Genomic DNA, 24,393 nt, shown 5'->3' on the forward strand with positions numbered 1-24,393 from the left:
GGGCATCCTACGCCCCGGGTGCGTCGTTCCGGGGTGCGAGCCCGACGAGGGCTTCGCTCACGCGCCAGAGTCGTGCTGCGTCGGCCGCGTCGCGCGAAGCCGTGCTCGACTCCGACGGCTTGCGGTTGACGAAGTAGCGCCCGCTGACGCCCTCGACCTCGGGCGAGGAGGCCAGGTGGATCGAGGTCGCCGCGCCCTTCTCGGGCGACTTCATGACGGGCCTCATCAGCGGGATCATGACCTTCCAGACCGTGGACGAGTCTTCGGCGGCGAAGGAGGTGCGCACCACACCGGGATGAAGCGTGTTGGCCGTGACGCCCGTACCCTGCAGTCGGCGGGCGAGCTCGTAGGTGAACTCCACGTTGGCGAGCTTCGACTGGTTGTACGCCCGTTGCCCCGACCAGTTCCGCTCGCCCTGGAGGTCGTCGAAATCGATGACGCCCATGCGCTGCGCTCCGGATGAGACCGTCACCACACGCGCGGGCGCACTTGCCTTCAGCCGGTCGAGCAGGAGGTTGGTGAGGAGGAATCCCGCGAGGTGGTTCACGGCGAACGTGTGCTCGAGGCCGTCGGCGGTGAGGCGTCGCGTCGCCCAGAATCCACCCACATTGTTGACCAGCACCTCCAGTCGCGGATACGCGTCGAGCACCGCGGCAGCGAGGCGGCGCACTTCGGCCTGCGACGACATGTCGGCGGGGAAGGCGTCGACCGGATTGCCGGATGCGCGGGCGATCTCCTCCGCGGCCGTCCGGGTTCGTGCGTCGTCGCGTCCTGTGATGCCGACGCGGGCGCCCAGCCTGCTCAGTCCGAGTGCGGTCGCGCGACCGATGCCGCCCGTGCCGCCGGTGACCAAGACCGTCTTGCCGGTCATGTCGTTCATGATGTTCCGAGTCTGCACCCTCGCGGCCCCGGAGGGGAGGGGCATGATGGGCTCATGAACCCCGTCGACGCGCTCAACGAGATCGCCTTCTGGCTGGAGCGGGAGCTCGCCCCGACCTTCAAGGTTCAGGCGTTCCGGCGGGCCGCGGCGATCATCGGCGAGGTCCCGGCGGACGAGCTCGCCGAACGGGCGGGCGACGGCCGTCTGAAGCGCACCAAGGGGATCGGGGATCGCACGTACACCGTGATCACCCAGGCGCTCGGGGGCGAGGTGCCGGAGTATCTGGCCGACCTGCGTGCGCGCGGTGCGAATCCCCTCGCCGAGGGCGGCGAAGCCCTGCTCGCGAAGCTGCGCGGCGACCTCCACAGCCACACCGACTGGTCGGACGGCGGAACCTCGATCGAGCTCATGGCACAGGCGGCTCGGGCGCTCGGCCGCGAGTACCAGGCCATCACCGACCACTCCCCGAGCCTGCGCGTCGCGAACGGGCTGAGCCCCGAACGACTCACGGAGCAGCTCGGGATCATCGACGAGCTCGACGCCGCGACCGACGGCTCACCGCAGCTGCTGACGGGCATCGAGGTCGACATCCTCGAAGACGGCACCCTCGACCAGACGCCGGAGCTGCTGGCGAGACTGGATGTGGTGGTCGCCAGCGTGCACTCGAAACTGCGCTCCGATCGCGCGACCATGACCCGGAGGATGCTCGGCGGCATCCGGGACCCGCAGACGAACGTGCTCGGTCACGTCACCGGACGGCTGGTTCAGGGCGGCCGGGGCACACGTCCGCCCTCGGAGTTCGACGCCGAGCGCGTGTTCGCAGCCTGCGCCGAGAACGACGTCGCCGTCGAGATCAATTCGCGGCCGGAGCGTCAGGACCCGCCCGACGATCTCATCGGGCTGGCGCTCGAAGCGGGATGCCTGTTCAGCATCGACACCGACGCTCACGCTCCCGGACAGCTCGACTTTCTGCAGTACGGGGCCGCCCGCGCGGTGGCCAACGGTGTTCCGGATGAGCGGATCGTGACCACCTGGCCGCTCGAGAAGCTGCGGGGCTGGCTGGGCACGACCAAGGGGTGAGACCCTCCGTGGAGTCCCACCCCTCGATGTTCTGATGCGGCGCTTCGAGCGTCAGTGCTTGAAGGCGTCCTTGACGTTCTCGCCGGCCTGCTTGAGGTCCGACTTGGCCTGGTCGGCCTTGCCTTCGGCGACCTTCTCGTCGTCTCCGGTCGCCCGGCCGACGCCTTCCTTGATCTTGCCCTTGACGTCTTCCGCGGCGTTCTCCATCTTGTCCGATGCACCCATGGCTGCATCCTCCTCTCACCGTGCTTCACCGTTGCCGGTGTGACAACGACCCGAACCTACGCCGCGGCAACCGGCCGCTCTACCCGGTTGCCGAATCGCTCCAACCGGTCTACAGGCGCGCCCTTTTCGCACGGATGCGACGGCGTACCATCTCGGGAAAGACGATCAGAGTCGACGGAGGCGCCAGATGAGCCGCGAACGGGACCTGCAGATGTTGCTCGCACTCGAACGGGAGGGCTGGGACACGCTCTGCGTGGGCACCGGCGCCGTCTTCTACGGAGCCATCATGACCGAAGACGCGGTGATGGTCATCGCCGGAGGCACCGTGCTCGACCGCCAGACCGTGCTCGACTCCCTCAAGACCGCTCCGACCTGGGACACGTTCACGATCGAGCATCCCACTCTGGTGCGGGTGGCGCCGGATGCGGCTGCGATCGTCTACCGGGCCCGGGCGCAGCGGAACGGCGACCCCGAGTTCGTCGCGACAATGTCGAGCGTGTACCGCCACGACGACTCGGGGTGGCGCCTGGCGCTGTATCAGCAGACACCGGTGACGCAGTGAAGCCGGGTTACGGCAGCGTGTAGCCCGCCGCGGTGAACAGCCGGTACCACTCCTCGCGCGTCAGCGGCACCTCCGACCCTGCCGCCGACTCGCGCACGCGCTCGACCTTCGTGGTGCCGAGCACGACCTGCATGTTCGCGGGGTGGCGGGTGATCCAGGCGACCGCGATCGCGGATGTCGGCACGTTGTAGGCGGCGGCCAGCTCGTCGATGACGTCGTTGAGTTCGGCGTAGTTCTCGCGATCGCCGAGGAAGGGACCGTCGAAGAAGCCCTTCTGGAACGGCGACCACGCCTGCAAAGTGATGTCGTGCAGGCGGCTGTAGTCGAGGATCCCGTTGTCCCGGTCGACGGACTGGCCGAGGCCGGCCATGTTCGCGGCCACTCCCTGGGCGATGAGCGGTGCGTGCGTGATGCTGAGCTGCACCTGGTTGACGACGAGTGGATACGTGACCGACTTCTTCAGCAGCTCGATCTGGGCGGGCATGTGGTTGGAGACACCGAAGTGCCGCACCTTGCCGGCGCTGTAGAGGACGTCGAAGGCGTCTGCGACCTCGTCGGGCTCGACCAGCGCATCCGGACGGTGGAGGAGCAGGATGTCGAGGTAGTCCAGCTTCAGGGCAGCGAGCGACTCGTCGACAGAGGTGAGGATGTGCTCCTTCGAGAAGTCCCAGTAGCCCGAGCGGAGTCCGACTTTCGACTGCACGACGACCTGCTCGCGTTCCGCGGGCGAGAACGTGATCGCGTCACCGAAGCGGCGTTCGCAGCCGTGGGTCTCTTCGCCGTACACGTCGGCGTGGTCGAAGAAGTTGATACCCGTGTCGCGGGCGGCGCCGACGAGCGCGCGGATCTCGTCGTCGGTGAGCGGGCTGATCCTCATCAGGCCGAGGATGATGTTCGAGACTTCGAGATCGGTGTTCGTGAGCTTCAGCGTCTTCATCCTCCTATCCTCACCCACAGCGGCCCGTCGGCGCGCGGGTATTCTCGCTTCGTGGACCAAACGGGCGATGAACAGGCGGTCGCACAGCTCCGGGAAGCCCTGGCCGAGGCCGTGCGGCGCCTGGATGCAGCGGGCGCGCGTGACGAGGCCCTCGCCGTCTTCGTGCCACGGCACCGGCGGATGCTGATCACACGCGAGGCGGTGCTGGAGCCGGCCGGACGCGTGTGGCGGCTGGGCGTGCTGCTCCTCGATCGCGAGTCGAACCTCTTCGCCACAGGCTCGATCACCCGCGCGACCGAGCCCGGTCGTCCGGCGTACCAGTCGCTCTCGGCCGAAACGCGGCGCGAGTACCGGGCGGCGGCGCAGCGGGGTCACTTCGAGCACGGCGAGACCGTCAACTACGACGCTGCACCCATCGACGTGGATGCGGCGAGCCTGCGCGCATCGACCGGTCCGCTCCTCCTGCGCGACGGCCGCACACTGGTGAAGTGGAGTGCGACGGCCGAAGGGACGGTCGACTTCGCGGCGTACCTCTCGGAGCGGGTCGGATTGCTGACCGACCCGCCGCAGGGCGCTTAGCTCGCGGAGGACGGGCTGGCGGGCTTGCCCTTGCCGGTGACCTCGTCGAGCTTGTCGCTCGCCTTGTCGATGACCTCGGAGACGCGATCGCCCGCTTCGGCAGCAGCCTTGCCGGCGAGGTCCTTGACGTCGCTGGCGACCTGCTGCACCGGAGGCGACTGGGTGAATCCGGTGACCTGTTTGCGGAACTTGTCGTAGGCCTGGCGGCCGGCCTTGGAACCGAGCACGAAGCCGACGGCGACGCCGGCCACGAAGATGACGAGCTTCATGGATCCTCCTCTAACGATGGGTGCGATCCGCGGTGGTGCGGCTTGGCACGGACGCTACGCGTGAATCGTGGGCCGCAAAAGGGCTTGACCGGCCGCTCGGAGCATCCCGGTGCCAGAATGGGCAAGGTGACGGAGACGTCCAGAACCCGGGCCGGGGAGCAGCAGGCCGAGGCGCTGCTCCGCTTCGAGCGCGCCGCACGCTCCTGGCTCAACGGCGGAGCGGCGGCGACGGCTGCCGCTGCGGAGGCACGCGGACTCACCGAGGCGGGAGTCGTGACGACGGCCGTTCTCGTCGAGGGCGACAGCGACCGGGCCGCCCTCCAGGCACTGGCCGAATCGAATGGCCGCGACCTCGGCGACGAGCGGGTCGCCGTGCTGCCGATGGGCGGGGCCATGAGCATCCGGCGCTACGTCGAAGCGCTCGGTTCCCGCGGACTGGACCTCGAACTGCACGGACTCTGCGACCAGGGCGAGGTGCGGTTCTTCGAGCGGGCGGGGATGCGCGCATCCGCCTTCGAGATCTGCGACCCCGACCTCGAGGGCGAACTCATCCGCGCCCTCGGGCTGGATGCGGCCGAGCAGGTGCTGGACGAGCAGGGGGACCTGAGGCTGTTCCGCACGTTCCAGCGGCAGCCCGCGCAGCGGGAGCGCCCGGCCGAGCAGCAACTGCACCGCTTTCTCGGCACGACCTCCGGGCGCAAAGAACAGTACGGTCGGGAGCTCGCGCTGCGCGCCGCAGCCGACGCGGTCGCACCCGCCCCTCTCCGGCGGCTCCTCGCCGCGGTCTAGCGGGGCCGCGGGCGAGCCCGAGCGCTAGTCGCTCGCGGCCTCTTCGGCCGCTTCGCCGTGCGCGACGATGTCGCCGTCCTTGAACAGGATGCCCTGCGCGGTCTCGCGCCACTGCGGCTTCGCGCGCAGCAGGAATTCGAGTTCCATGCTGAAATGCTTGTACTCCTCACCGAGCGAGTCGCGCATGATCGCCTTCGCCACCTCGTCCTTCTCGACCGCGATGCGCTGCTCGTACCAGCCGATCGCCTCGGCCTCCTCGGAGAGACTCGCGCACATCCGGGCGAACGTCCTGGTCTCCTCGCTGAGTTCGTTCGGCGGCTCGTGGTACTGGTCCGTGGACATGGGCAGCTCCTCTTCTCGTGTTCCGGGTGTCGACCGGGACTGTACGCCCCGGTATCGTGGTGCCTCGCGGTTCCCGGCGAAAGGACGAATGTGACGATGTCAGAAGACGGGCACGTGCCTCCAGAACTCGAGCAGCGCCTGCGCGACATCTTCGAGAGCCGCGATCGCGACGACATGCAGCCGACGATCGACGCCTTTCTGCGGGTGCTCGCCGAGCATCCGGGCAACGCCGTCGTCCTGTACGACGTCGGCGGCTCGTACGACACCGCCGGCGAGGAGGAGACCGCTCTCGGCTACTACGAGCAGGCGCTGAGGGCGGGACTCACCGGAGACACCCTGCGCCGCTGCCTGCTGCAGTACGGCAGCACCCTGCGCAACCTCGGCCGCTACGACGAATCGCTGGCGGCCCTCGATCGCGCCGTGGAGCTCTACCCGCGGTCGGAGTCGGTCCGGATGTGGCACGCCCTCTCCCTGCACGCCGCCGGCCGCAGCGACGCCGCGGTCGCAGCCCTCATGGAGCTGGCCGTCGACGAGATCCGTACCGAGGACCTCCTCCGCTACGAGGCCGCCGTTCGCGGCAACGCCCAATACCTCCGGGACCTCGACGCAGCGCGTCCCGGTCGCTGACGCGCACAGCCGGCCGGCGACCGAGCGTCAGGGCGCGAGGGTTGCGGCGATGAGCAGCAGAGCGGGTACGGCGAGCAGGGTCGTGAGCAGCACCGTGTCGCGGGCGATCGGGATGCCGCGCTCGTAGCGGGCGGCGAAGTTGTAGACGTTCTGGGCGGTCGGGAGGGCGGCGAGCGCGACCGCGGCGAAGAGGGCCTGACCGTGGAGGCCGAATGCCAGGGACGCGACCAGGTAGGCGACGAGTGGCATCACCACCGATTTGAGCAGGGATGCGGTGAGGATCTCCGCCCGTCCCTCGTCGGCACGCAGCGGCCGGGAGCCGCGCAGCGACATCCCGAACGCCATCAGCACGAGGGGGACGGCCGCGCCGCCGAGCAGCACGAACGGCTGGAACACCGCATCCGGGATCTCGAGACCGCTCACGTCCACGAGGATCCCGAGCAGCGAGGCGATGATCATCGGGTTGCGGATCGGCTGGGTGAGGATCGATCGCACGGAGACCGAGCCACGCGACGTCACGTCGAGCACCGTCAGTGCGATCGGCGCGAAGACGATCAGCTGCAACAGCAGCACGGGGGCGACATAGGATGCGCTCCCCAGCACGTAGACCGCGACGGGCAGTCCGATGTTGTTGGCGTTCACGTACCCGGAGCCGAGCGCTCCGATGGTGGTCTCGGGTGCGGGCCGGCGGAAGAAGAGGCGCGAGAGCAGCACGAAGAGGCCCGTCGCGGCGACCGCGGCGATGGCGGCGACCACGAGCTGGGTCGAGAAGACGACGCGCAGGTCGGCCTTGGCGAGCGTCACGAAGAGAAGTGCCGGGTTCGTGATGAAGAACGCGATGCGGTTCAGCACGAACGGGGCGTGCGGTCCACCGATGCCGAACCGTGCGGCGAGATAGCCGACGAGGATGACGAACGCGATGATCGCGAACCCGACCACCACACCGCCCATTCCCTCAGCCTAGGGGCGGCGCGCACCCGGGCGCGGTCGGTTGCCGCGCATTGCCGTGTGTTGCGGCCGGAGCGCGGCCCGCGCTGCTGTCAGGCGACCTGGCGCGACGACGTGAGGATGCCAGCGTTCTGGAGCGCTGCCCCGAGGGCGTTCGCGGTCTGCTTGAACACGGTGTCGGCCTTCGCTGCGCCGATCGCTCCGCCGCCGACGACCGCGGAAGCGGTGACGCGGCTCAGCCGCGCAACGATCTGCCCCTGCAGCTCCATGATCTCGACCCGGAAGGTCATGGCCAGCTTGCCACCGGAAAGCCCGCCGAACAGCACGGTCATCGGAACGCTCCCCCGCTTGGCGACGAACCCGCCGGCGGGCGTCGCCTCGACGGCGAACCCCTGTTCGGTGAGCGTCTGCCCGACCACGGCACGGGCCGCTTCCGGCGTGCTGGAGAGGAAGAATTCGTGGGCTGAGGCCATGCGACGAGCCTACCGGCCGGGTGCGAGAGGACGCACCGCGATGACGACGGTCGCTTCGTACTCGTCGGAGGTCTCGACCCGCGTGCTCAGCCCGGCCGCTTCGAACAGCGCGGCCGTGCGGGGCGCCTGCCGTCGACTCGTCTCGATGAGGAGTGAGCCGCCCGGGGCGAGCCACTCGGCCGCGCCGGCGGCGACGCGGCGATGCACATCCAACCCGTCCTCACCTCCGTCCAGCGCGACGGCAGGCTCGTAGAGGCGTGCTTCCGGCGGCATCATCGCGATCGAGTCGGTGGGCACGTACGGTGCGTTGACGGCGAGGATGTCGACCCGGCCGCGCAGCTCCGTCGGCAGAGCGTCGTAGAGATCGCCCTCGTAGACATGTCCGCGCGGTTCGAGGTTGGCGCGGGCGCAGCGCACGGCTGCGGGCTCCACGTCGGCGGCGTACACCTGCGCTCCCTCACCGAGACGGGATGCGATGGCCGCACCGATCGCCCCCGCACCGCAGCAGAGGTCGAGCACCACCGCATCCGGTGCCGCCAGGGCCACGGCGCGCTCGACCAGGAACTCGGTGCGGTGGCGCGGCACGAACACTCCGGGCTCGACGACGATGCGGAGACCGCAGAACTCGGCCCAGCCGAGCAGCGGTTCGAGCGGGAAGCCTTCGACCCGCCGCGCGACCAGGAGCTCGAGCTCGGCGGGCGTCGCAGCGGCCTCGGTGAGCAGCCTCGCCTCGTCTTCGGCGAAGACGCAGCCCGCCGCACGCAGGCGTGCGACGAGGTCTGGGTCCGGTTCGCTCACGAGTGTCCAGCGTAGTGCGGGCCGCACAGGTCACGACGGAGGTGTTCCCCATTCAGGGGTGCCGAGATAGCCTGACCGCATGCGTCTCCGACCGCGCGTCATGCTGCTCGCACTGATCGCCGCAGTCGCGGCACCGTTCTTCCTCTCGACCTCCGCCTCCGCAGCGACGACCTCGCTCTGGGCCGGTTGGGCGCCGTCCACCGGGATCCCCACCACCGTCACGGTCGCCACCAAGCCTCTCCTCACGGCGAACGTGACCACCGACTCACGAGCCGGCCAGGTGGGTGTGATCTCGGGCTCATCCGTCTGGCTGCCGCAGGGTTCGCCGGTCGGGGCCAAGTACGGGTCGAGCATCAACCAGCCCTACCTCAACCTGCGGCCCAGAGCCGACAACTCGAGTTCACCGTCGACGACGACCTACGCGTTCACGACCCCGACCCCGCCTTCCGGATGGACGTTCGTGCTCGGTGACATCGACGCGGATCAGGTGCAGGTCCGGGCGATCGGGCCGGACGGAGTCGCCCTCACCGCGAACCAGCTCGGCTTTCGCGGCGGCTTCAACTACTGCGCACCAGGGGTGGCCGGCAAGCCGTCATGCACGGGGTCGGCGACCGATGTCGCGATCTGGAATCCTGCGACCGCGACCCTCAGCGGCAACGCTGCCGCGCTCGACACCTCGGGCGCGGCGGGCTGGTTCGAGCCGACCGCTCCGATCTCGTCGCTGTCGTTCGTGTTCACGCAGCGCTCCGGATTGCCCGTGTACCAGACCTGGTTCGCCTCGCTGGCCCGTGACATCACCGGCACGGTGGCGGATGCGGTGAGCGGCCCGCTCGACGGCGTCGCTCTCACCCTCACCGACAGGAACGGCCGGGTGGTCGGCAGCGCCACGACCGCCGGCGGAGGCGCCTACTCGTTTCCCGGCTTTCTGGCGACCGACGGCTACACGGTGTCGATCACTCCTCCCGCAGGAAAGATCGCGGTCGGCATGACCAGCAAGCCCGCCGACCTCACGACGACCGACGCGGTGGTGGACTTCACTGTGCGCGACCTCGTGCCCGTCGCCGTCAGCGGCACGGTGAGGGACAACCTCGGCAACCCCGTTCCGAACGTCACGGTCGATATCCCCGGCACGGGCGCCGTCACCACCGGCCCCGACGGAACGTACCTGTTCGACACGGTCGGCGTCGGCATGCACACGGTCGCGGTTCCCGTGGCACCGGCCGGATACACCGTGTCCACGACACCGCAGACGATCAGCGTCGTGTCGGGCGTGGAGACGCCGATCGAGAACGTCGACTTCGTGCTCACGGCGAACCCGAGCATCTCCGGAACGGTCACGGCGTCCGGCGGCGGTGTCGCGGGCGTCACGGTCACGGCTACTCCGAACGGCGGCGGCTCTCCTGTCAGTACCGTCACCGCCGCAGACGGCACCTACACGTTCCCCCTGATCGCAGCCGGCGGCTACTCCGTCAGCGTCGGGCCGCCGGCCGGCTACATCGTCTCAGGCGTGGACTCCCGTGCCGTGACAGTGGCGACCGCGGATGTGTTGGGGATCGACTTCGCCCTCGCGAGGACGGGGAGCGTGTCGGGCCTGGTCGCCGACAGTGTGGGTGCGCCGATCGCCGGCGCGACCCTGACGGTGACCGGCACCGGCGCACCCGCGACGCTGACGACGAACGCCTCGGGCGCATACAGTCTCGGCTCGCTCCCCCCTGGTACCTACACCGTCGCCTTGACGGTGCCGGCCGGCTACTCCGGGTCGGGCGCGCTCACCAGAACCGTGACCATCACTGCGGCCGGTGAGGCCATCGTGGACCAAGACTTCGCCGTCATCGCCGACCCGGCGCCACCCGTCGGCCCCGGCACCAGTAACGGGACGGGGTCCGGAGCAGCTCCTGCTCCGACCGGAGAATTGGCGGCCACCGGCTCCGATGACGAGCCGTCCACCGCTCTGCTGGCCGCCGGGATGCTCCTCTCGGCCGGGGCAGCGGCAGCCATCGTCTCCTCGGCACGGCGCCGTCGTGTCGCTCGCGCCCGCGGGCGGACGCCGTCGCACGCCGAAACGCAAGGGCCTTGACCCGCACGCGACTCGACCGTATGAGTAGTAGATGAAACGAATCCACTACGCGAGCGGAACTCTCGTGACCGGTGACCGGATCGCCGACGTCCTCGTCCGCTATGCCGCAGTGCTGGCACAGCGGGGAATCGCAGCCGAGGTGAACGCCCCTGTGATCGTCGCCGACGGATCGACCGGCTCGGCCCTTCTCCTCCTCGGCCCCGCGAGCCAGATGCTCGCCGAAGACACCCCCGGCGCGAGCGAGCTGGAGGACCCGGACTTCGTCGCCGAGACCGAGCGGTCCATCACGGCTCTCGGCACCCCCCGGGCCGGATTCGTGAAGGCCGGAACCGAGGACACCGAGGCGATCGACCTCGACTACCTCTGAGCCGGTTCGGACACGGATTCCTCCTCCCCACTGGTGCATTCGGCTGGCACGCGTACTATCCGCCAGCAGACAGCAATGGGGAGAGGACATGCGGGTGTACCACGTCTACATCGACGATCTGCGGTTCACCTTCGTTGACCGCGGTCCGGTCGAAGACCTCAAGGAGCGAGTCGTGGAGGCCAGTCGTGCGAACGGCGCCTTCGTCTCGATCTCCCATTCCAGCCGCCCGCCCAGCGAAGTGTTCGTGACCAGCCAGACCAAAGTGCGCATCGAGACCGCGACACTGCCGCGCGAGCCCGCCGACACCGGGCAAGGCGACGAGGACGACGCCTTCTGGTTCGATTTCGACTCACTCGGGTAAGGATCACCGATGACCTCGCTCTGGCTCGACGGAGCCGCCTCGATCCCCACCGACAGGTTTCTGCCCGAGGCGCGGTTCGACACCGTGGTCATCGGCGCCGGACTCACCGGTCTCGCCACCGCACTGATGCTGGCACGCTCCGGGATGCGGGTTGGCGTCCTCGAAGCCAGATACGTCGGCGCGGTGACCACCGGAAACACCACCGGCAAGGTCAGCCTGCTGCAGGGCACCACGCTCTCGCAGGTCCACCGCAACGCCACCGACCGGGTGCTGTCCGCCTACGTCGACGCCAACGCGGCCGGCAAGGGCTGGCTCCTCGACTACGCGGATGGGCGCGGCATCCCCTACGACGTGCGCGACGCGTTCACCTACGCCACGACCCCCGAGGGTCTCGAACGGCTCGACGCCGAGTTCGGGGCCGCGCGTCTCGCCGGGCTGGCCGTCACGCAGGAGAACGACACCGGGCTGCCGTTCCCCGTCGAAGGCGCCCTGCGTCTCCCCGATCAGGCCCAGCTGAACCCGATGGATGTGCTGCGGGCGCTCGCGGCCGACCTGCGCACCCTCGGCGGCGCGATCATCGAGGGCCAGCGGGTCACCGGAGTCTCCGCATCCGACCCCGCGGTCATCACCTGCACGTCGGGCAGGGTGCTGGCCGAGAGCGTCGTGCTGGCGACGGGGACCCCCATCCTGGACCGTGGGCTCTACTTCGCCAAGACCGAGGCGCACCGGTCGTACGCCGCGGCGTTCACGGTGCCGGGCGACGTTCCGCACGGGATGTACCTCAACGCCGAGGCGTCGACGCGGTCGCTTCGCACGGCGACGGGACCGGATGGGCGTGAGCTGCTGCTCGCGGGCGGGAACGGTCACATCGCCGGACGCGCCACGTCTCCCGCGGCGCATCTGGCCGAGCTGACCGCCTGGGCGGAGCAGGCCTTTCCCGGGGCGCAGCGCACCCACTGGTGGGCGGCCCAGGACTACCGATCGGCCAACCAGATCCCCTTCGTCGGCTGGCTGCCTCGCGGACGGGGACGTCTCTACCTCGCCACCGGCTACAACAAGTGGGGCATGACGAACGCCGTCGCGGCAGCGCTGAGTCTCACGGCCAACATCTCCGAGACCGAGGAACCCGAGTGGGCGCGCGTGATGCACCACCGGGTGACGCATCCGGCCGCCATCGCCACGGGCGCCGCATTCAACGCGGGCGTCGGAAAGGCCATCGCGACGGGCTGGGCGGCGGCAGAGTTCGAGGGACCCGCCATCGGTGAGGATGCGTCACCGCCGCCGGAGGGGACCGGCATCGTCGGTCACGGCCACGATCGCGCACCCGTGGCCGTTTCGACCGTCGACGGGACGACCTGTGCGCTCTCAGCGGTGTGCACGCACCTGGGCGGCGTGGTGCGCTGGAACGACGCGGAACTCTCCTGGGACTGCCCGTTGCACGGCTCCCGGTTCGCCGCCGACGGCTCCGTCCTCGAGGGACCGGCCACCAAGGATCTCCCACGGGTGCCCGTGACCGATCACGACGGCAGCCCGCGTGGAGGGTAGTCCTAGGCACGCCTCCAGTAGTACGGTCGCGGCATGACTATTCCCAACGACGACAACAAGCCGGACCAACCCGCCGCCGACGGAGCCGTTCCTCCGACTCCTGACGCCGCCGGGGCTGTCCCTCCCGCCGCTCCCCAGCCGCCGGTGACCCCACCGGCCCCGCCCGCGCCCGATGCGGCCTATCCGCCGGCGCCGCCCGCGCCACAGGCACCGCCCGCGGCCTACCCGCCGGCTCCGCCCGCTCCGCCTGCCGCCGGTGCTCCTGGCGCCTTCCCGGCATACTCGGCGGCCCCGGCCGCACCGGTCGCTGCACCGGCGGGTCCGCCCTCGGGCGTGAACCTCGCCTTCTGGCTGTACATCGCAGCCGCCGTGCTCAGTGTCATCAGCGGAATCGTGACCATCATCTCGGTCAGCTCCACCCGCCAGGCGATCATCGACCAGCTGCAGAACACCCAGGACCTGCGGACCAACGGCGTGAGCATCGAGCAGCTCGCGGACGCATCCATCGCGGGTGTCACAGCGCTGTCGATCGTCACCCTGATCTTCTGGGCCGCCACGTTCGTGCTGTTCGGAATCTTCATGCGTCGCGGAGCCAACTGGGCCCGCATCGTGCTGACGGTGCTGACGGTGCTCTCGCTGGTCAACATCCCGTGGGGCTTCTTCTCGGGAGCGCTACAGGTGATCGCTGCCGTCGTGGCCACCGTGTTCATCTGGCTCAAGCCCGCATCGGCATACTTCGCCGCCGTCAAGGCAGCGAAGGCGCCGCGCGCCTGAGCGGACTGCACTGAACCACGGCGCAGCAGCGTAGTCAAGGAGTCGACGCCCAGCTTTTCCCGGCCTAGTTTGGGCTTCGGTCGTTTCGTATCCCCAACGGATCGGCCGTCGAAGAGAAAGCAGGAATCGGCAAAATGAACATACTGCTCATCATCATCGCCATCGTCGCGATTGTGCTCCTGTTCACCGGAGGGTTCGTGCAGGCCCTCAACTGGCTGCTCTGGGTGGGAATCATCCTCCTGGTGTTCGCCGTCATCGTGTGGCTGGTGCGCATGATCAGCGGGCGGCGTTCGGTCTAGCACCGACATGTTCCATCGAACCCCCGGATCCATCCAGGATCCGGGGGTTTCGCCGTTCCAGGCCGGAGCGTACCGTCCTGGCTGCAACCGGAGAGGAGAGCCGCGATGCCTCAGAGCGAGCCGCAGCTGAAAGACCAGAAGATGTACGAGGAGCTCCGCAAAGAGGGGAACTCGAAGGAGAAGTCGGCACGCATCTCGAACGCCGCAGCCGCGCGGGGCAAGTCCGCCGTCGGGCGTAAAGGCGGCGAGTCCGGTTCGTATGACGACTGGACGGTGCCGGACTTGAAGAAGCGCGCCAAGGAACTGGGACTCAGCGGCTACTCGAAGAAGAACAAGTCGCAGCTGATCGACGCGCTCCGACACCACTGACCCGGCTGACGGCGACGGCCGGCGGTCGTACACTCGCGGCATGGGATTGCGCGAGGTCGCCGAGCAGCTCTACTCGTCCACGCCGGCCGAGTTCACCGCGTCGAGGAACGCGGCCGCGGGTCGGGCGGACGACAAGACGCTGGCCAAGGACATCCGCTCCCTTCGCAAACCGTCGGCGTCGGCGGCGGCCATCAACTCGCTCGTGCGCGAGAAGCCCGACCTGATCGACTCCATCCTGGAGGTGGGCGACCGGATGCGCGACGCCTTCGCCGCGCGGGACCGCGACAGCATCCGTTCACTCACCGGCGACCGGCAGCGCCTTCTGCAGACCGCCGTGAAGAGTGTCGGCGGCGCCAGCCCGGCGATCCAGCGCGAGATCGAAGAGACCCTGCAGGCCGCGGTGATCGACGCATCCGCTGCAGCCGCGGTGCGGAGCGGATTCCTCACCCGCGCTCTCGAGTCCACCGGAGTCGACGAAGTCGACGTGTCGGATGCGGTGGCCCTGCCGATCGACGGCACCGCGCCTCCGCGCAGAGCCTCGGCCGCGGCGGACGACGCGAGCACGAGGGGCACGGGCGGCGCGCGCGGAAGGGCCGGCTCTGCGAGTGCCCCGCCCGCCGAGCCTGTCGAGTCGGCTGCGGATCGGCGGGAACGGGAGCGCCGCATCCGAACCGCCGAGAAGGCGCTCGAGCGAGCCAAAGCCACAGCCGACGCGCTCGACGACGAGTTGGACGCAGAGGTGGACCGGCGCGGCGACCTGGAGGCGGAGCGCGAGGAACTCAGCCGCCGGCTCGAGCGCACCCAGGACGAGCTCACGGAGACCAAGGCGGCCGAGCGCGAACTGCGGCGCCGCATCACGCAGGCGCAGTCGGCCGTTCGCAGCGCCGAGAAGGATGCGCGGGCAGCCCGAGAGCACTGAGCCGCTCACGCCACCACGCGCTCACTCGTGGTGCAGGTATCCCTCGATCTCGGCCTCGGGCATGACGATCAGCCCGCGCGAACTCGACGCCGAGATCATCATCGCCTCGATCCAGTCGCGATTGAGGGCGGGCGGGACCGTCTCCTCGAAGAGGTACTGAACGGGGATCCCGGGCGCGAACCAGAGGCTCACGCGCCCCGAGCCCTCTTCGACCGGGATCTCCCAGCTGACGAGAAAGCCTTCCTGCATCCGCAGCTTCGACGCGATGGCGATCTTCAGATGCGAAAGCACACGGTCATCGAACCGGTAGACCTGAGTGGCTCCGTAGATCAGAGTTCCCATGGCATCATCCTCACACCGCGCGGGCCTGCGTGCACAGCCCCTAGCCGGGCAGATGGCCCCCGGCGTCGTCCTCGCTCATGACCACCATGCCGCCCGTGCGCTGGGACGTGTGCATGAGCGCCTCCAGCCACTGCGTGTTGATCGCCGGAGGACGGCTGCCGCTGAATTGAAACGCGAGCGGCACCTCGCGACTGATCCAGAGCGACACCCGGCCGGACCCCTGCTCGACCGGTACATCCCAGTTGAGCAGAAAGCTCTCGTGGCGACGCAGTTTGGCGACGATAGCGAGCTTGACGTGACTCAGCACGCGGTCGTCGAGGTCATATTCCTGACCTGCGCCGTAAACGAGTTTTCCCATGATCTGAATACTGCCGTACGAAGCGCACTCTGCACCTATCGCGTCTGGGGGATTGACACCGGATGCGCGCATCCGGTAGCGCGCACCGCAACCTGGTACACCCAGGTGCCGGCCGCGACAATCCCCTCGAATCGGGTCCACGCGTGCGTACCGTGCTGTGTCAGCGGCCGCCGGCCACCAACCCCGGCCGGTGGCCGCGCTGCGCACGGGAGATGCGATTCGGCTGGAGTAGCGTCTCAGCCATGAGCAAAACCACGGACGCCCGGCGCTCACGCAACGCCGAGCCCGAGCACCGCTGGCCGCCCCTCATCGCGACCGTGTTCGCTCTGGGTCTCTACGCCGCACTTCCGAGCATCATCCCCGCGTTCGAGCGATATGCCGTCGTCGGCATATGCCTGCTGCTGCTCATCGTGCTGGTCGTGTACAACCCGCACCGCCTCACCCGCCAGTCGAGGTGGTCCCGTCGGATCGAGATCGGCCTGGCGTTCCTCATCCTGATCGCCAACCAGGTGGCGCTCGTCGAGACCGTGGTGCGTCTGCTGAACAAGCACGGCAACGGCTCGGAGCTCCTGCTCGCCTCTCTCCAGGTCTGGGTCACCAACGTGATCGCGTTCGCCATCGTCTACTGGGTCCTCGACCGCGGAGGGGCGGTCTCTCGCGTGAGTGTTCCCCGGAGCGAGCTGCCGCTGGCCGACTTCCGCTTTCCGCAGGACGAAGACCACGACGCGATCGACGAGGTCGCCAAGGGCTCCAGCCAGAAGTCGGACTGGATGCCGAACTACATCGACTACTTCTACTTCTCGCTGTCGAACTCGATGGCGTTCAGTCCGACCGACACAATGCCGCTGAGCCACCGCGCGAAACTCCTGATGTCGCTCGAATCGTTCGGCGGCTTCGTGCTGCTCGCGCTGGTGATCGCGCGTGCGGTCTCGCTGATCGGCTGACGAGCGGCTGGATAGGGTGGCGGGATGCGGAAAGCAGTGAGCGAGACAGCAGGGGTGACGGTCGTGACCGGTGGGAGCCGCGGGATCGGGGCTGCGATCTGCCGGCGACTGGCGGCAGAGGGCCACGACATCGTCGTCGGCTACCGCAGCGATGCCGAGGCCGCGGAGGCCGTCGCTGCCGACGTGCGGGCGCGCGGCCGCCGCGCGATCACGATCGCGGCCGACACGACCGACGAGCAGCAGGTCGAGCGGATGTTCGCGGCGGCAGGAGAGCTCGGGCCGGTCACCGGCCTGGTCAACAACGCGGGGTCGGCGAGTGCGTTCGGTCCGCTGGCCGAGGCGGACATCTCCGCGATCCGGCGTGACATCGACATCGACCTGGTCGGGGTACTGATCTGTGCGAAGCACGCCGTTCGTGCGATGACCGCGAGCGGGGCGGGCGGCGCCATCGTGAACATCTCGTCCGCATCCGCGTACCTCGGGAGCCCCGGCCGCTACGTGCACTATGCGGCGGCCAAGGCGGGCGTGGATGCGGTCACGGTCGGTCTCTCGAAAGAGGTCGCGTCGCTCGGGATCCGGGTGAACGGTGTCTCACCCGGAACGATCTGGACCGACTTCCATCCTGAACCGAACCGTCCCGACGTGGTCGCGCCGACCGTTCCGCTGGGCCGGGGCGGGCATCCGGAGGAGATCGCCGGCGCAGTCGCCTGGCTGCTCTCCGACGACGCGGCCTACGCGACGGGAACGACCATCCGCGTCTCGGGCGGGCTCTGAGACCGGGGTCAGTCGGCCGGCAACTCGCGCAATGGCGACGTGCGATCGCCTGGTGCGTCCCCCGTGTTGACGGTGCCCTTCGGCTCGATCAGCACCGCCGACACCTCCTCGTCGGCCTTCGGGCAGTGCTCGACCCCGCGCGGAACGACGAATACGTCGCCCGGTCCGAGCTGCACGTCGCCGTCGCGGAGCTGGATCGTCAGCCGGCCTGAGAGCACCAGGAACAGTTCGTCGGTGTCCGGATGCGTGTGCCAGATGAATTCGCCGAGCAATTTCACGACTTTCACGTCGTAGTCGTTGACGCTGGCGAGCCGGTGCGGCTGCCAATGCTCGGTGATCGTGGCGAGTGCGGCGTCGAGATTGTGCACATGGGTCATGCCACAAACCTAGGACGACACCTGAGCCGTCCTCAAGAAAACACTTGCGCCGCGCGGCGCGCGGGCGTTGGATGCTCCCTGAGGCACCAATGAGAGGGGTCACCGATGTCCGCCAGCGAGCTCGAGATGTCCAGCGTGCGTTTCCCTTACCGGTCGCGCATCTTCCACGTAGAGAAACAGGCGGCCGGGCGGTGGGTCGTACTCGACGAGTCGCACGCCGAACTCGGAGTTCTGGTGCGCGTCGCCCCGGAGGGCGAGGAGCACGAGCCGGTCTTCGGCGCGATCCCGCCGGGCCATCTGGAGACGCTCCACGAGGGCTCCGACTGGAAGATGCTCGTCGCCGCGATCATCAACGAGGCGCTGGAACCGTCGCCCGCGACCTCCGGCAATCAGGGCGAGGCCTAGCAGCCCGGGCGCTCGCGCTCATCGGCGAAGAAGCGACGGCGGATACGATACGAGCGTGAGACCGACGCTGAGGACGGCCCTGGGCTGGGTAGCCGCCCTGCTGCTCAATATCGGCGCACTCACCGTCATCGCCGGACTCGTGTTGCCGCGGGCCGGCGGCAGCGGATCCGCGGTGCTCGTCACCGGGATCGCGCTCTGTGCGGCCGGGCTGGTCGTGGGCGCCGGGTGGATGTTCGGATCACGAGCACCGCATCCCTGACCCGGGATCACTCCGGCGGATCGACGTTGTCGACGAGATCGGGGTTGGAGGGGTGCTGCGCCGGATCGAAGTCGGCGGGCGGCGGCTCGGCGGCATCGTCGTCGGTCGATGCGGCGTCTTCCGACTGGCCCGATTCGGTCTCGGCGGGCTCGGCCGCCTGCGCATCCCGATCGCTCTCCTCGAATCGCTCGGGAATGTCCTCCTCGGGCACGCCCTCGGAGTTGACGTTCGGCAGTCCACGGTTGTCGGACATGGCCGGCTCCTTCCTAAGGTCGTCCCTCTTCGCTGTACGGCGTCTCGGCGGAATCCTCATCGGTGATCGGATCGTCGAGGTCGCGGAGGGCCTCGAAGATCACGCCGTCGTGGGGATCGTGATCGATGACACCTCCGTCGTCCCCGTCGAGACCCTCCACCAAGCCGTTGGTCTCGTCGAAATCGTCAATCGGTTCGTTCTTCGGATCGCTCATACCCTCAACCAACGCCCAACCCCTCGCTCTCGCAAGGGGTCGCGCCGAACCCTCACGAAGTAACGGCCGAGTCCACGAACTTTCCGTGGACTCGGCCGTTTTCGGGCGAATTTGTGAGGACTCGGCGGGTGGGGTGCGGCGTGTGGGGTGGGGTGCGGGAGCGCTAGGCGGGGAGGGGGGAGTTGGCCGCCGCGACGAGCTGGTCGAGCTGATCCGAGGTCACGGGGCTGCCTGGGAAGGCGGCGACGCGACTGAGCGGCATCGATTCGGCCATGCGCATGAGCGACGGGTCCGCGAGCATCGCGCCCACCCCCTGGTCGCCCGCCTGCGCAAGCGCGCCCATCAGCATCTGCCCGCCGACCGGGTGCTTGAGCCACTCGCCCAGCGTCGAATCGGCAGTCAGCACCGGAAGACCGGCGTCGCCCTGGAGGGCCACGATCGCGGAGCCGCGCAGGTCGCGGGAGGATGCGCCGACCGTGACCTGGTAGTCGCCGGCCTCCACGACCCACGCAGCCGCGGCCGTGTCGAAGTAGGCGAGATCCTCACTGGGGATGCGGATGCTCACGACGTCCGCAGAACCCGCGGCCACCGCCACGTTCGCAAAGCCCTTCAGCTCGCGAACCGGGCGCGTCACGCTGGACCCGGGCACGGAGACGTAGACCTGCACGACCTCGCGGCCGTCCCGATCCCCGGCGTTCGTCACCGTGAGCTCGACGTCGATGCCCTCGGCCGAGCCGGTGACCGACAGGCCGGAGAGCTCGAACGTCGTGTACGAGAGGCCGTGACCGAACGGGAAGCTCACCGCGACATCCCGGGCGTCGTAGTCGCGGTAGCCGACGAACAGTCCCTCGCCGTAGCGGACGTGCCCGTTCTCGCCGGGGAAGTTGAGGAAGGCGGGAGTGTCCTCGATGCGCAGCGGGATGCTCTCCGCCAGACGACCGGACGGGTTGACGACCCCGAAGAGCACATCGGCCACCGCGCCGCCTCCGGCCTGGCCGAGCAGCCAGCCCTCGACGATCGCCGCCGCGCGGTCCGACCATCCGGAGACCCGCACGACGCCGCCGTTGGAGAGGACGACGGTCACACGGGAGTTCGCGGCGAGCACCGCATCCAGCAGCTCGGTCTGGGCTTTCGGCAGCTCGAGGTGATCGCGGTCGAAGCCCTCGGACTCGTCCTCAGCCGGCAGTCCGAGGAACACCAGTACATCGTCGGCGTCCTGCGCGGCGGCGGCGGCTTCGGCGACCAGCGCGGAGGCGTCGGCCGGCGCATCCGCACCGAGCGCGTAGCCGGGGGTGAACGTCACGGTCGCGTCCCCGGCGAGCGCGCGCAGCTCGTCGAGCGCGTTGTCGAGGCGCGTCGGCACGATCTGCGAGCTGCCGGCGCCCTGGTAGCGCGGGGTGCGGGCGAACTCGCCGACCACGGCGATGGTGCGGCCGGCGTCAGGAGCGAGCGGGAGCACGCCGTCGTTCTTGAGGAGCACGATGCTGCGGGCGGCGACCTCGCGTGCCAGAGCGTGGTGGGCGTCGCGGTCGTAGTCGGCGTTCTCGTCGGCGTTGTCCACGACCTTCTGAACCAGGTCGATGACGCGGTCGGCGGCGGTGTCGAGAACCGCCTCGTCGAGGGAGCCGTCATTCACGGCGGCGACGAGCTGCGCATCCGTGACACCGTTGCTCGAGGGCATCTCGAGGTCGAGGCCGGCGACCAGCGCCGCCACCCGGTTGTTCACGGCGCCCCAGTCGGACACGACGACGCCGTCGAAACCCCACTCGTCGCGAAGCACGCTCGTGAGCAGCCACGGGTCCTCGCTCGCGTAGACGCCGTTGATGCGGTTGTACGAGCACATGACCGTCCAGGGGGCGGCGTGCTGCACGACGTGCTGGAAGCCGCGCAAGTAGATCTCGCGCAACGGGCGCTCGTCGACGTCGGCGCTCACGCGCATCCGATCGGTCTCCTGGTTGTTGGCGGCGAAGTGCTTGAGCGAGGCCCCGACACCCTTCGACTGCAGACCGTCGACCAGTGCCGCGCCGAGCCGTCCGCTCAGGATGGGGTCCTCCGACAGGTACTCGAAGTTGCGGCCGCACAACGGCGTGCGCTTGATATTGATCCCCGGGCCGAGCAGCACACCGACCTTCTCCGTCTGCGCCTCTTCGCCGAGCGCCTGGCCGACGCGTTCGAGCAGGTCGGCGTCCCACGACGAGCCGAGGGCGACTGCCGGCGGAAAGCAGGTGGCCGGAACGCTGTCGCCGATCCCGAGATGGTCGCCGCCCTCCCGCTGCTTGCGCACGCCGTGCGGGCCATCGGTGAGGTAGATCGACGGGATGCCGACCCGGTCGACCCCCTCCGATTCCCAGAAACTCTTGCCGCTGGTGAGTGCAGCCTTCTCTTCGGTGGTGAGCGCTGACGCGCGGGGCAGGCGGTCGACCATGATTCTCCTTCGATACGGTCCCGAATACGGGGATACCTTACAACACTCGGTTTTCGATTGACTGGGCGATTCTGAGCACGGTCAGAGCAGCCGGATCATCCGCTCCAGGTTCGAGACGTACTGGGCCGACGCCTGGTAGTTCGGATGCGTCGCGATCTGCACGAGATACTCCGGCGGCCCGAACTCGTCGGCTCCTCCGTCGATTTCATTCGTGCGGTGACTGTGGTCGGGAAAGCCCAGATAGTCGGTTCGGCGCCAGAGGTTGTACCAGGCGACCGTGCCATCCGGCTGCGTGAGGAGACCCCGCAGTGTCGGGTCCTCGGCGTCGGTGGCCACGCGCGCCCGGGCTGCAACGGCGTCATCCGGCTCGCGATGGTCCTCGACCACCTGGCGGAACCACGGATCGGCCCGCCACAGCGACGGGCCCGTCTGGGGCCGGGTGCCGAGCGGGCCGGGCCCGAAGAGCTCGGGCCAGAAGCGCCCGAAGTACACGCGCAGCTGGGTGCCGTACGTGAGAAGTCCCACGTTCCTGATGGCGACCCTCGTGTCCGGCTGAAGGGTGAACAGGCATGCGACGGCCAGCACGGCACCCAGACTGTGCGCGCTCAGGACGACCTTGCGCCCGTTCTGAGCGTCGAGCCCGTCCGGACCGAGCCAGTTGAGCATCCGCTGCCGCAGTTCCGGAACGACGCGCTCTGCATAGCAGGGAGGGCCGAACGGGTGTCCGGCTCGCGGAAGAAAGCAGATCAGGTCCCACATCACGCCGAGCGGACGTTCCTTCTTCGTGAGCGCATTCGTCGCGACCGCCACGATGGCGAAGACCGCGATGCCGCCGAGCACGCTCACGACGAGAGCCTGGTAGTTGCGCCAGAGCTCCACATCGATGTGCACCGTGAGCGCGAAGACGAATCCGACGGCAAGCAGAATCGCGAGGAAGCCGAGGATGGGCTCCCCCCGGTGGAACATGGCCGCGAATCGCCGCGCGCGCAGCATCTTCATCGAGAGCTTGCTCGCGTCGCTGACGAACGGGACGCGCCCGTCCTTGTACTCGCTGAGAGGGTAGCGCAACGGTCGCCCACCGCCGGTCTCCGGCGTCGTCAGCTGCGGCACCCGGATCATCCGGAGGAACACGACCACAGCGACCAGCAACAGCAGGAGCAGGGCGAGCACCGGGATGATCACGCCGAAATCACGGAAGGCCGGCGGTGGCGTGAGCTTGCCGAACGAGGCCGCTGCCGCCTCCCCGGACGCCGCGGCGCCGGTCTCGAGCCAGGTCTCCACACCGAGCACCAGCAGGGTCGAGAGGATCATCGCCCCGCCGAGCGACAGCAGCATCAGCACACCGGGACCGGTACCGCGCCAGCCCTGGTAACGGTAGGTCTCGCGCCGCACGATCGGCACGAAGACGATCAGCAGCAGCAGAGCGAGGGTGGCAGCGCCGGCGATCGAGAGCCCGGTGATCCACAGGATGCTGTTCTGCCGCTGCGTCACGGCCACCAGCAGGGACAGCCCAGCGACGACGACGAGCACGATCGACAGCCCGCGCGGGATGCGACGGCGCCAGCCGAGCGCGGACAAGGCGATCGCGAGCATCGCACCGAGCAGGATGGACGGAGCAGCGACCAGCCCGAGGAACTGCCGTTCGCCGGTGGCCTCATGGTAGTCGCCCGCTCCGGCCACCACGAAGGCGGTGAAGCCGAACACCACGACGGCGACGAAGAGCGTCCAGCCGGCGAACTGTTCCCGGATGTGCTGCTTCCGCCGCACCTGGAGCTCTCGCGACTCGTCGTCGTCACCTGTGGGCACGGTATCGGCGGCCGCCGCGATGCGGATGACGACGACCACGAGCCCAGCAGCGGCCGCGAGCATCCCGAGTGCGGGAAGGAGGCTGGAGCCGAGCGGCCCCGAGGCCAGATCGACGCATCCGTTGGCCGGAGTGAAGAAGCTGTCGAGATCGCCGCAGCCGGGCGTTCCCGCGAACACGCGATCCCAGCCGATGAGCAGGGCGGTGAGCAGGAACGCGGCCGCGAGGTGCAGCCACTCGGTGGGCGCGCCCACCCGGGCCTGGTCCCAGAACCCATCGGCCGCCAACGGGCGGCGGCGGCTGCCACCGTGCTCCCGCATCGCCTTGACGGTCTGGAAGATGCCGGCCTCGTACCGCATCCGCGCATGGTGCGAGACGAGGAAGAGGACGACGACACCGACGATCGGGACCAGCGACAAGATCGCCAGACGCGGGCCGCGGTCGGGTGCCACCGACTCGAAGAACGCGGTCAGCCCCGTCGGCAGGGCGGGGCACGGCTTTCCGCCGAGGCACTGCGAGCCGACCAGGTCGAGGCTCACCGACGCGAGAGCGCAGACGTAGAGCAGTGTCAGCCCCAGGGCGAACACCCGCAACGAGGATGCTCCGCGGCCCGCCCGCCACTCGTTGCTGCCCTTCTGCACCGGCACCTCGCGCGCCCAATACGCCGTGTTCGCGAGCCCGAACGGCAGGAGCAGCAGCCACGCGACCTGCACGAAGAACTGGCCGATCACGAAGAGGGCCCCTCCGTCGGAGCGTGCCATCGCGCCCCACGAGTACGCCTCGCGGCGGACGCCCGGCGGCGGGGTCGCCGGATCGGCCGGGTCGCCCGGTTCCGCGGTCGAGACCCAGAACCCGCCCTCGTCGTCACCCTGGTCGAGCTTCAGCTCGGCCGCCGGAACCCCGAGCATCTCGGACGGCGGCGTGTTCTTGATGCCGTGGATGCGCAACTCCAGAATCCGCGGCTCCTCGTTCTCCGAGTTCGCCATGAGGCCGCACACTACTCCGCGTGAGCATTCCT

Annotated in this window: 32 protein-coding genes; 17 read left to right on the top strand and 15 right to left on the bottom strand. The window is 69.1% G+C overall.

All coding sequences use genetic code 11. The features are described from left to right. Nucleotides 1–7: 7 nt before the first annotated feature. Nucleotides 8–880 (bottom strand): SDR family oxidoreductase, encoded by an 873-nt coding sequence (locus ACFVV0_RS00790; RefSeq protein WP_387057089.1) that lies wholly within the window; start codon nucleotides 878–880, stop codon nucleotides 8–10. Between the two features lie 54 nt (nucleotides 881–934). Between ACFVV0_RS00790 and ACFVV0_RS00795 the strand changes: the two genes are divergently transcribed. After that, nucleotides 935–1,960, top strand: coding sequence for a PHP domain-containing protein (locus ACFVV0_RS00795; RefSeq protein WP_387057091.1), 1,026 nt, complete (start codon nucleotides 935–937; stop codon nucleotides 1,958–1,960). Between the two features lie 51 nt (nucleotides 1,961–2,011). Here ACFVV0_RS00795 and ACFVV0_RS00800 read toward each other — a convergent pair whose 3' ends face one another. Next, nucleotides 2,012–2,185 (bottom strand): CsbD family protein, encoded by a 174-nt coding sequence (locus ACFVV0_RS00800; RefSeq protein WP_387057093.1) that lies wholly within the window; start codon nucleotides 2,183–2,185, stop codon nucleotides 2,012–2,014. A 187-nt stretch (nucleotides 2,186–2,372) separates the two neighbouring features. Between ACFVV0_RS00800 and ACFVV0_RS00805 the strand changes: the two genes are divergently transcribed. After that, nucleotides 2,373–2,747: a nuclear transport factor 2 family protein gene (locus ACFVV0_RS00805; RefSeq protein WP_387057095.1), complete on the top strand. Its 375-nt coding sequence runs from the start codon at nucleotides 2,373–2,375 to the stop codon at nucleotides 2,745–2,747. A 7-nt stretch (nucleotides 2,748–2,754) separates the two neighbouring features. Here ACFVV0_RS00805 and ACFVV0_RS00810 read toward each other — a convergent pair whose 3' ends face one another. After that, nucleotides 2,755–3,684: an aldo/keto reductase family oxidoreductase gene (locus ACFVV0_RS00810; RefSeq protein ID WP_387057097.1), complete on the bottom strand. Its 930-nt coding sequence runs from the start codon at nucleotides 3,682–3,684 to the stop codon at nucleotides 2,755–2,757. Between the two features lie 51 nt (nucleotides 3,685–3,735). On the opposite strand from ACFVV0_RS00810, the gene ACFVV0_RS00815 reads away from it, so the two are divergent. After that, nucleotides 3,736–4,263, top strand: coding sequence for a hypothetical protein (locus ACFVV0_RS00815; RefSeq protein ID WP_387057099.1), 528 nt, complete (start codon nucleotides 3,736–3,738; stop codon nucleotides 4,261–4,263). Here the strand turns inward: ACFVV0_RS00815 and ACFVV0_RS00820 are convergent. After that, a complete protein-coding gene (locus ACFVV0_RS00820) occupies nucleotides 4,260–4,532 on the bottom strand; it encodes a hypothetical protein (protein WP_387057101.1) in 273 nt (90 codons plus the stop codon). The two genes, ACFVV0_RS00815 and ACFVV0_RS00820, sit on opposite strands and share 4 nt — an antisense overlap. Nucleotides 4,533–4,658: 126 nt before the next feature. Between ACFVV0_RS00820 and ACFVV0_RS00825 the strand changes: the two genes are divergently transcribed. After that, a complete protein-coding gene (locus ACFVV0_RS00825) occupies nucleotides 4,659–5,321 on the top strand; it encodes a TOPRIM nucleotidyl transferase/hydrolase domain-containing protein (RefSeq protein WP_387057103.1) in 663 nt (220 codons plus the stop codon). Between the two features lie 24 nt (nucleotides 5,322–5,345). Here the strand turns inward: ACFVV0_RS00825 and ACFVV0_RS00830 are convergent, their stop codons facing one another. Further along, nucleotides 5,346–5,663 (bottom strand): hypothetical protein, encoded by a 318-nt coding sequence (locus ACFVV0_RS00830; RefSeq protein ID WP_387057105.1) that lies wholly within the window; start codon nucleotides 5,661–5,663, stop codon nucleotides 5,346–5,348. Between the two features lie 96 nt (nucleotides 5,664–5,759). On the opposite strand from ACFVV0_RS00830, the gene ACFVV0_RS00835 reads away from it, so the two are divergent. Further along, nucleotides 5,760–6,290, top strand: a complete 531-nt coding sequence (locus tag ACFVV0_RS00835) for a tetratricopeptide repeat protein (RefSeq protein ID WP_387059398.1) — start codon at nucleotides 5,760–5,762, stop codon at nucleotides 6,288–6,290. Between the two features lie 27 nt (nucleotides 6,291–6,317). Here the strand turns inward: ACFVV0_RS00835 and ACFVV0_RS00840 are convergent, their stop codons facing one another. The 3 genes from ACFVV0_RS00840 to ACFVV0_RS00850 all read right to left on the bottom strand — a co-directional run bounded on the left by ACFVV0_RS00840 (nucleotide 6,318) and on the right by ACFVV0_RS00850 (nucleotide 8,509). Further along, a complete protein-coding gene (locus tag ACFVV0_RS00840; RefSeq protein WP_387057107.1) occupies nucleotides 6,318–7,241 on the bottom strand; it encodes an AEC family transporter in 924 nt (307 codons plus the stop codon). 89 nt (nucleotides 7,242–7,330) lie between these two features. Beyond that, complete coding sequence (locus ACFVV0_RS00845) at nucleotides 7,331–7,711, bottom strand: hypothetical protein (protein ID WP_387057109.1); 381 nt, start codon at nucleotides 7,709–7,711, stop codon at nucleotides 7,331–7,333. A 9-nt stretch (nucleotides 7,712–7,720) separates the two neighbouring features. Then, nucleotides 7,721–8,509 (bottom strand): putative protein N(5)-glutamine methyltransferase, encoded by a 789-nt coding sequence (locus tag ACFVV0_RS00850; protein WP_387057111.1) that lies wholly within the window; start codon nucleotides 8,507–8,509, stop codon nucleotides 7,721–7,723. Nucleotides 8,510–8,588: 79 nt separating this feature from the next. Here ACFVV0_RS00850 and ACFVV0_RS00855 point away from each other — a divergent pair, with 79 nt between their 5' ends. The 8 genes from ACFVV0_RS00855 (at nucleotide 8,589) to ACFVV0_RS00890 (ending at nucleotide 15,220) form a co-directional block, all read left to right on the top strand. Beyond that, on the top strand, nucleotides 8,589–10,586 hold the full coding sequence (locus ACFVV0_RS00855) for a collagen binding domain-containing protein (RefSeq protein ID WP_387057113.1): 1,998 nt from the start codon (nucleotides 8,589–8,591) through the stop codon (nucleotides 10,584–10,586). 31 nt (nucleotides 10,587–10,617) lie between these two features. After that, the gene (locus tag ACFVV0_RS00860; RefSeq protein ID WP_387057115.1) at nucleotides 10,618–10,953 is read left to right on the top strand and encodes a hypothetical protein; all 336 of its coding nucleotides are present in this window, start codon (nucleotides 10,618–10,620) and stop codon (nucleotides 10,951–10,953) included. A gap of 88 nt (nucleotides 10,954–11,041) precedes the next feature. Beyond that, nucleotides 11,042–11,314, top strand: a complete 273-nt coding sequence (locus tag ACFVV0_RS00865) for a hypothetical protein (RefSeq protein WP_387057117.1) — start codon at nucleotides 11,042–11,044, stop codon at nucleotides 11,312–11,314. Nucleotides 11,315–11,323: 9 nt separating this feature from the next. Further along, on the top strand, nucleotides 11,324–12,859 hold the full coding sequence (locus tag ACFVV0_RS00870) for an FAD-dependent oxidoreductase (protein ID WP_387057119.1): 1,536 nt from the start codon (nucleotides 11,324–11,326) through the stop codon (nucleotides 12,857–12,859). A gap of 33 nt (nucleotides 12,860–12,892) precedes the next feature. Further along, nucleotides 12,893–13,633 (top strand): hypothetical protein, encoded by a 741-nt coding sequence (locus ACFVV0_RS00875; protein WP_387057121.1) that lies wholly within the window; start codon nucleotides 12,893–12,895, stop codon nucleotides 13,631–13,633. Between the two features lie 134 nt (nucleotides 13,634–13,767). Continuing rightward, nucleotides 13,768–13,932 carry a hypothetical protein gene (locus ACFVV0_RS00880; RefSeq protein ID WP_271177576.1) on the top strand — a complete coding sequence of 55 codons (165 nt, stop codon included), beginning with the start codon at nucleotides 13,768–13,770 and terminating at the stop codon, nucleotides 13,930–13,932. 105 nt (nucleotides 13,933–14,037) lie between these two features. Beyond that, nucleotides 14,038–14,301: a Rho termination factor N-terminal domain-containing protein gene (locus tag ACFVV0_RS00885; protein ID WP_387057123.1), complete on the top strand. Its 264-nt coding sequence runs from the start codon at nucleotides 14,038–14,040 to the stop codon at nucleotides 14,299–14,301. A 40-nt stretch (nucleotides 14,302–14,341) separates the two neighbouring features. Beyond that, on the top strand, nucleotides 14,342–15,220 hold the full coding sequence (locus tag ACFVV0_RS00890; RefSeq protein WP_387057125.1) for a hypothetical protein: 879 nt from the start codon (nucleotides 14,342–14,344) through the stop codon (nucleotides 15,218–15,220). A 21-nt stretch (nucleotides 15,221–15,241) separates the two neighbouring features. On the opposite strand, the gene ACFVV0_RS00895 is transcribed toward ACFVV0_RS00890, so the two are convergent. Continuing rightward, nucleotides 15,242–15,562 (bottom strand): hypothetical protein, encoded by a 321-nt coding sequence (locus tag ACFVV0_RS00895; RefSeq protein WP_387057127.1) that lies wholly within the window; start codon nucleotides 15,560–15,562, stop codon nucleotides 15,242–15,244. Between the two features lie 40 nt (nucleotides 15,563–15,602). Continuing rightward, nucleotides 15,603–15,920 (bottom strand): hypothetical protein, encoded by a 318-nt coding sequence (locus ACFVV0_RS00900; RefSeq protein WP_387057129.1) that lies wholly within the window; start codon nucleotides 15,918–15,920, stop codon nucleotides 15,603–15,605. 242 nt (nucleotides 15,921–16,162) lie between these two features. Between ACFVV0_RS00900 and ACFVV0_RS00905 the strand changes: the two genes are divergently transcribed. Both ACFVV0_RS00905 and ACFVV0_RS00910 read left to right on the top strand, forming a co-directional pair. Beyond that, the gene (locus ACFVV0_RS00905) at nucleotides 16,163–16,864 is read left to right on the top strand and encodes a hypothetical protein (protein WP_387057131.1); all 702 of its coding nucleotides are present in this window, start codon (nucleotides 16,163–16,165) and stop codon (nucleotides 16,862–16,864) included. Between the two features lie 24 nt (nucleotides 16,865–16,888). Then, on the top strand, nucleotides 16,889–17,638 hold the full coding sequence (locus ACFVV0_RS00910) for an SDR family NAD(P)-dependent oxidoreductase (RefSeq protein WP_387057133.1): 750 nt from the start codon (nucleotides 16,889–16,891) through the stop codon (nucleotides 17,636–17,638). A gap of 8 nt (nucleotides 17,639–17,646) precedes the next feature. Here ACFVV0_RS00910 and ACFVV0_RS00915 read toward each other — a convergent pair whose 3' ends face one another. Beyond that, nucleotides 17,647–18,015, bottom strand: coding sequence for a cupin domain-containing protein (locus ACFVV0_RS00915; RefSeq protein WP_387057135.1), 369 nt, complete (start codon nucleotides 18,013–18,015; stop codon nucleotides 17,647–17,649). Nucleotides 18,016–18,120: 105 nt separating this feature from the next. Here ACFVV0_RS00915 and ACFVV0_RS00920 point away from each other — a divergent pair, with 105 nt between their 5' ends. Together ACFVV0_RS00920 and ACFVV0_RS00925 are read left to right on the top strand one after the other, a co-directional pair. After that, the gene (locus ACFVV0_RS00920) at nucleotides 18,121–18,420 is read left to right on the top strand and encodes a hypothetical protein (RefSeq protein WP_387057137.1); all 300 of its coding nucleotides are present in this window, start codon (nucleotides 18,121–18,123) and stop codon (nucleotides 18,418–18,420) included. Between the two features lie 55 nt (nucleotides 18,421–18,475). Further along, on the top strand, nucleotides 18,476–18,679 hold the full coding sequence (locus ACFVV0_RS00925; RefSeq protein ID WP_387057139.1) for a hypothetical protein: 204 nt from the start codon (nucleotides 18,476–18,478) through the stop codon (nucleotides 18,677–18,679). Between the two features lie 7 nt (nucleotides 18,680–18,686). On the opposite strand, the gene ACFVV0_RS00930 is transcribed toward ACFVV0_RS00925, so the two are convergent. The 4 genes from ACFVV0_RS00930 to ACFVV0_RS00945 all read right to left on the bottom strand — a co-directional run bounded on the left by ACFVV0_RS00930 (nucleotide 18,687) and on the right by ACFVV0_RS00945 (nucleotide 24,361). Further along, nucleotides 18,687–18,932 carry a hypothetical protein gene (locus tag ACFVV0_RS00930; RefSeq protein ID WP_387057141.1) on the bottom strand — a complete coding sequence of 82 codons (246 nt, stop codon included), beginning with the start codon at nucleotides 18,930–18,932 and terminating at the stop codon, nucleotides 18,687–18,689. Nucleotides 18,933–18,945: 13 nt separating this feature from the next. Next, the gene (locus tag ACFVV0_RS00935; RefSeq protein ID WP_387057143.1) at nucleotides 18,946–19,146 is read right to left on the bottom strand and encodes a hypothetical protein; all 201 of its coding nucleotides are present in this window, start codon (nucleotides 19,144–19,146) and stop codon (nucleotides 18,946–18,948) included. Nucleotides 19,147–19,309: 163 nt separating this feature from the next. Continuing rightward, nucleotides 19,310–21,571 (bottom strand): glycoside hydrolase family 3 C-terminal domain-containing protein, encoded by a 2,262-nt coding sequence (locus tag ACFVV0_RS00940; RefSeq protein WP_387057145.1) that lies wholly within the window; start codon nucleotides 21,569–21,571, stop codon nucleotides 19,310–19,312. Between the two features lie 81 nt (nucleotides 21,572–21,652). Then, nucleotides 21,653–24,361, bottom strand: coding sequence for a hypothetical protein (locus ACFVV0_RS00945; protein ID WP_387057147.1), 2,709 nt, complete (start codon nucleotides 24,359–24,361; stop codon nucleotides 21,653–21,655). Between the last annotated feature and the right edge of the window lie 32 nt (nucleotides 24,362–24,393).

This window comes from Leifsonia sp. NPDC058230, from assembly GCF_042882245.1.
GTDB lineage: Bacteria > Actinomycetota > Actinomycetes > Actinomycetales > Microbacteriaceae > Leifsonia.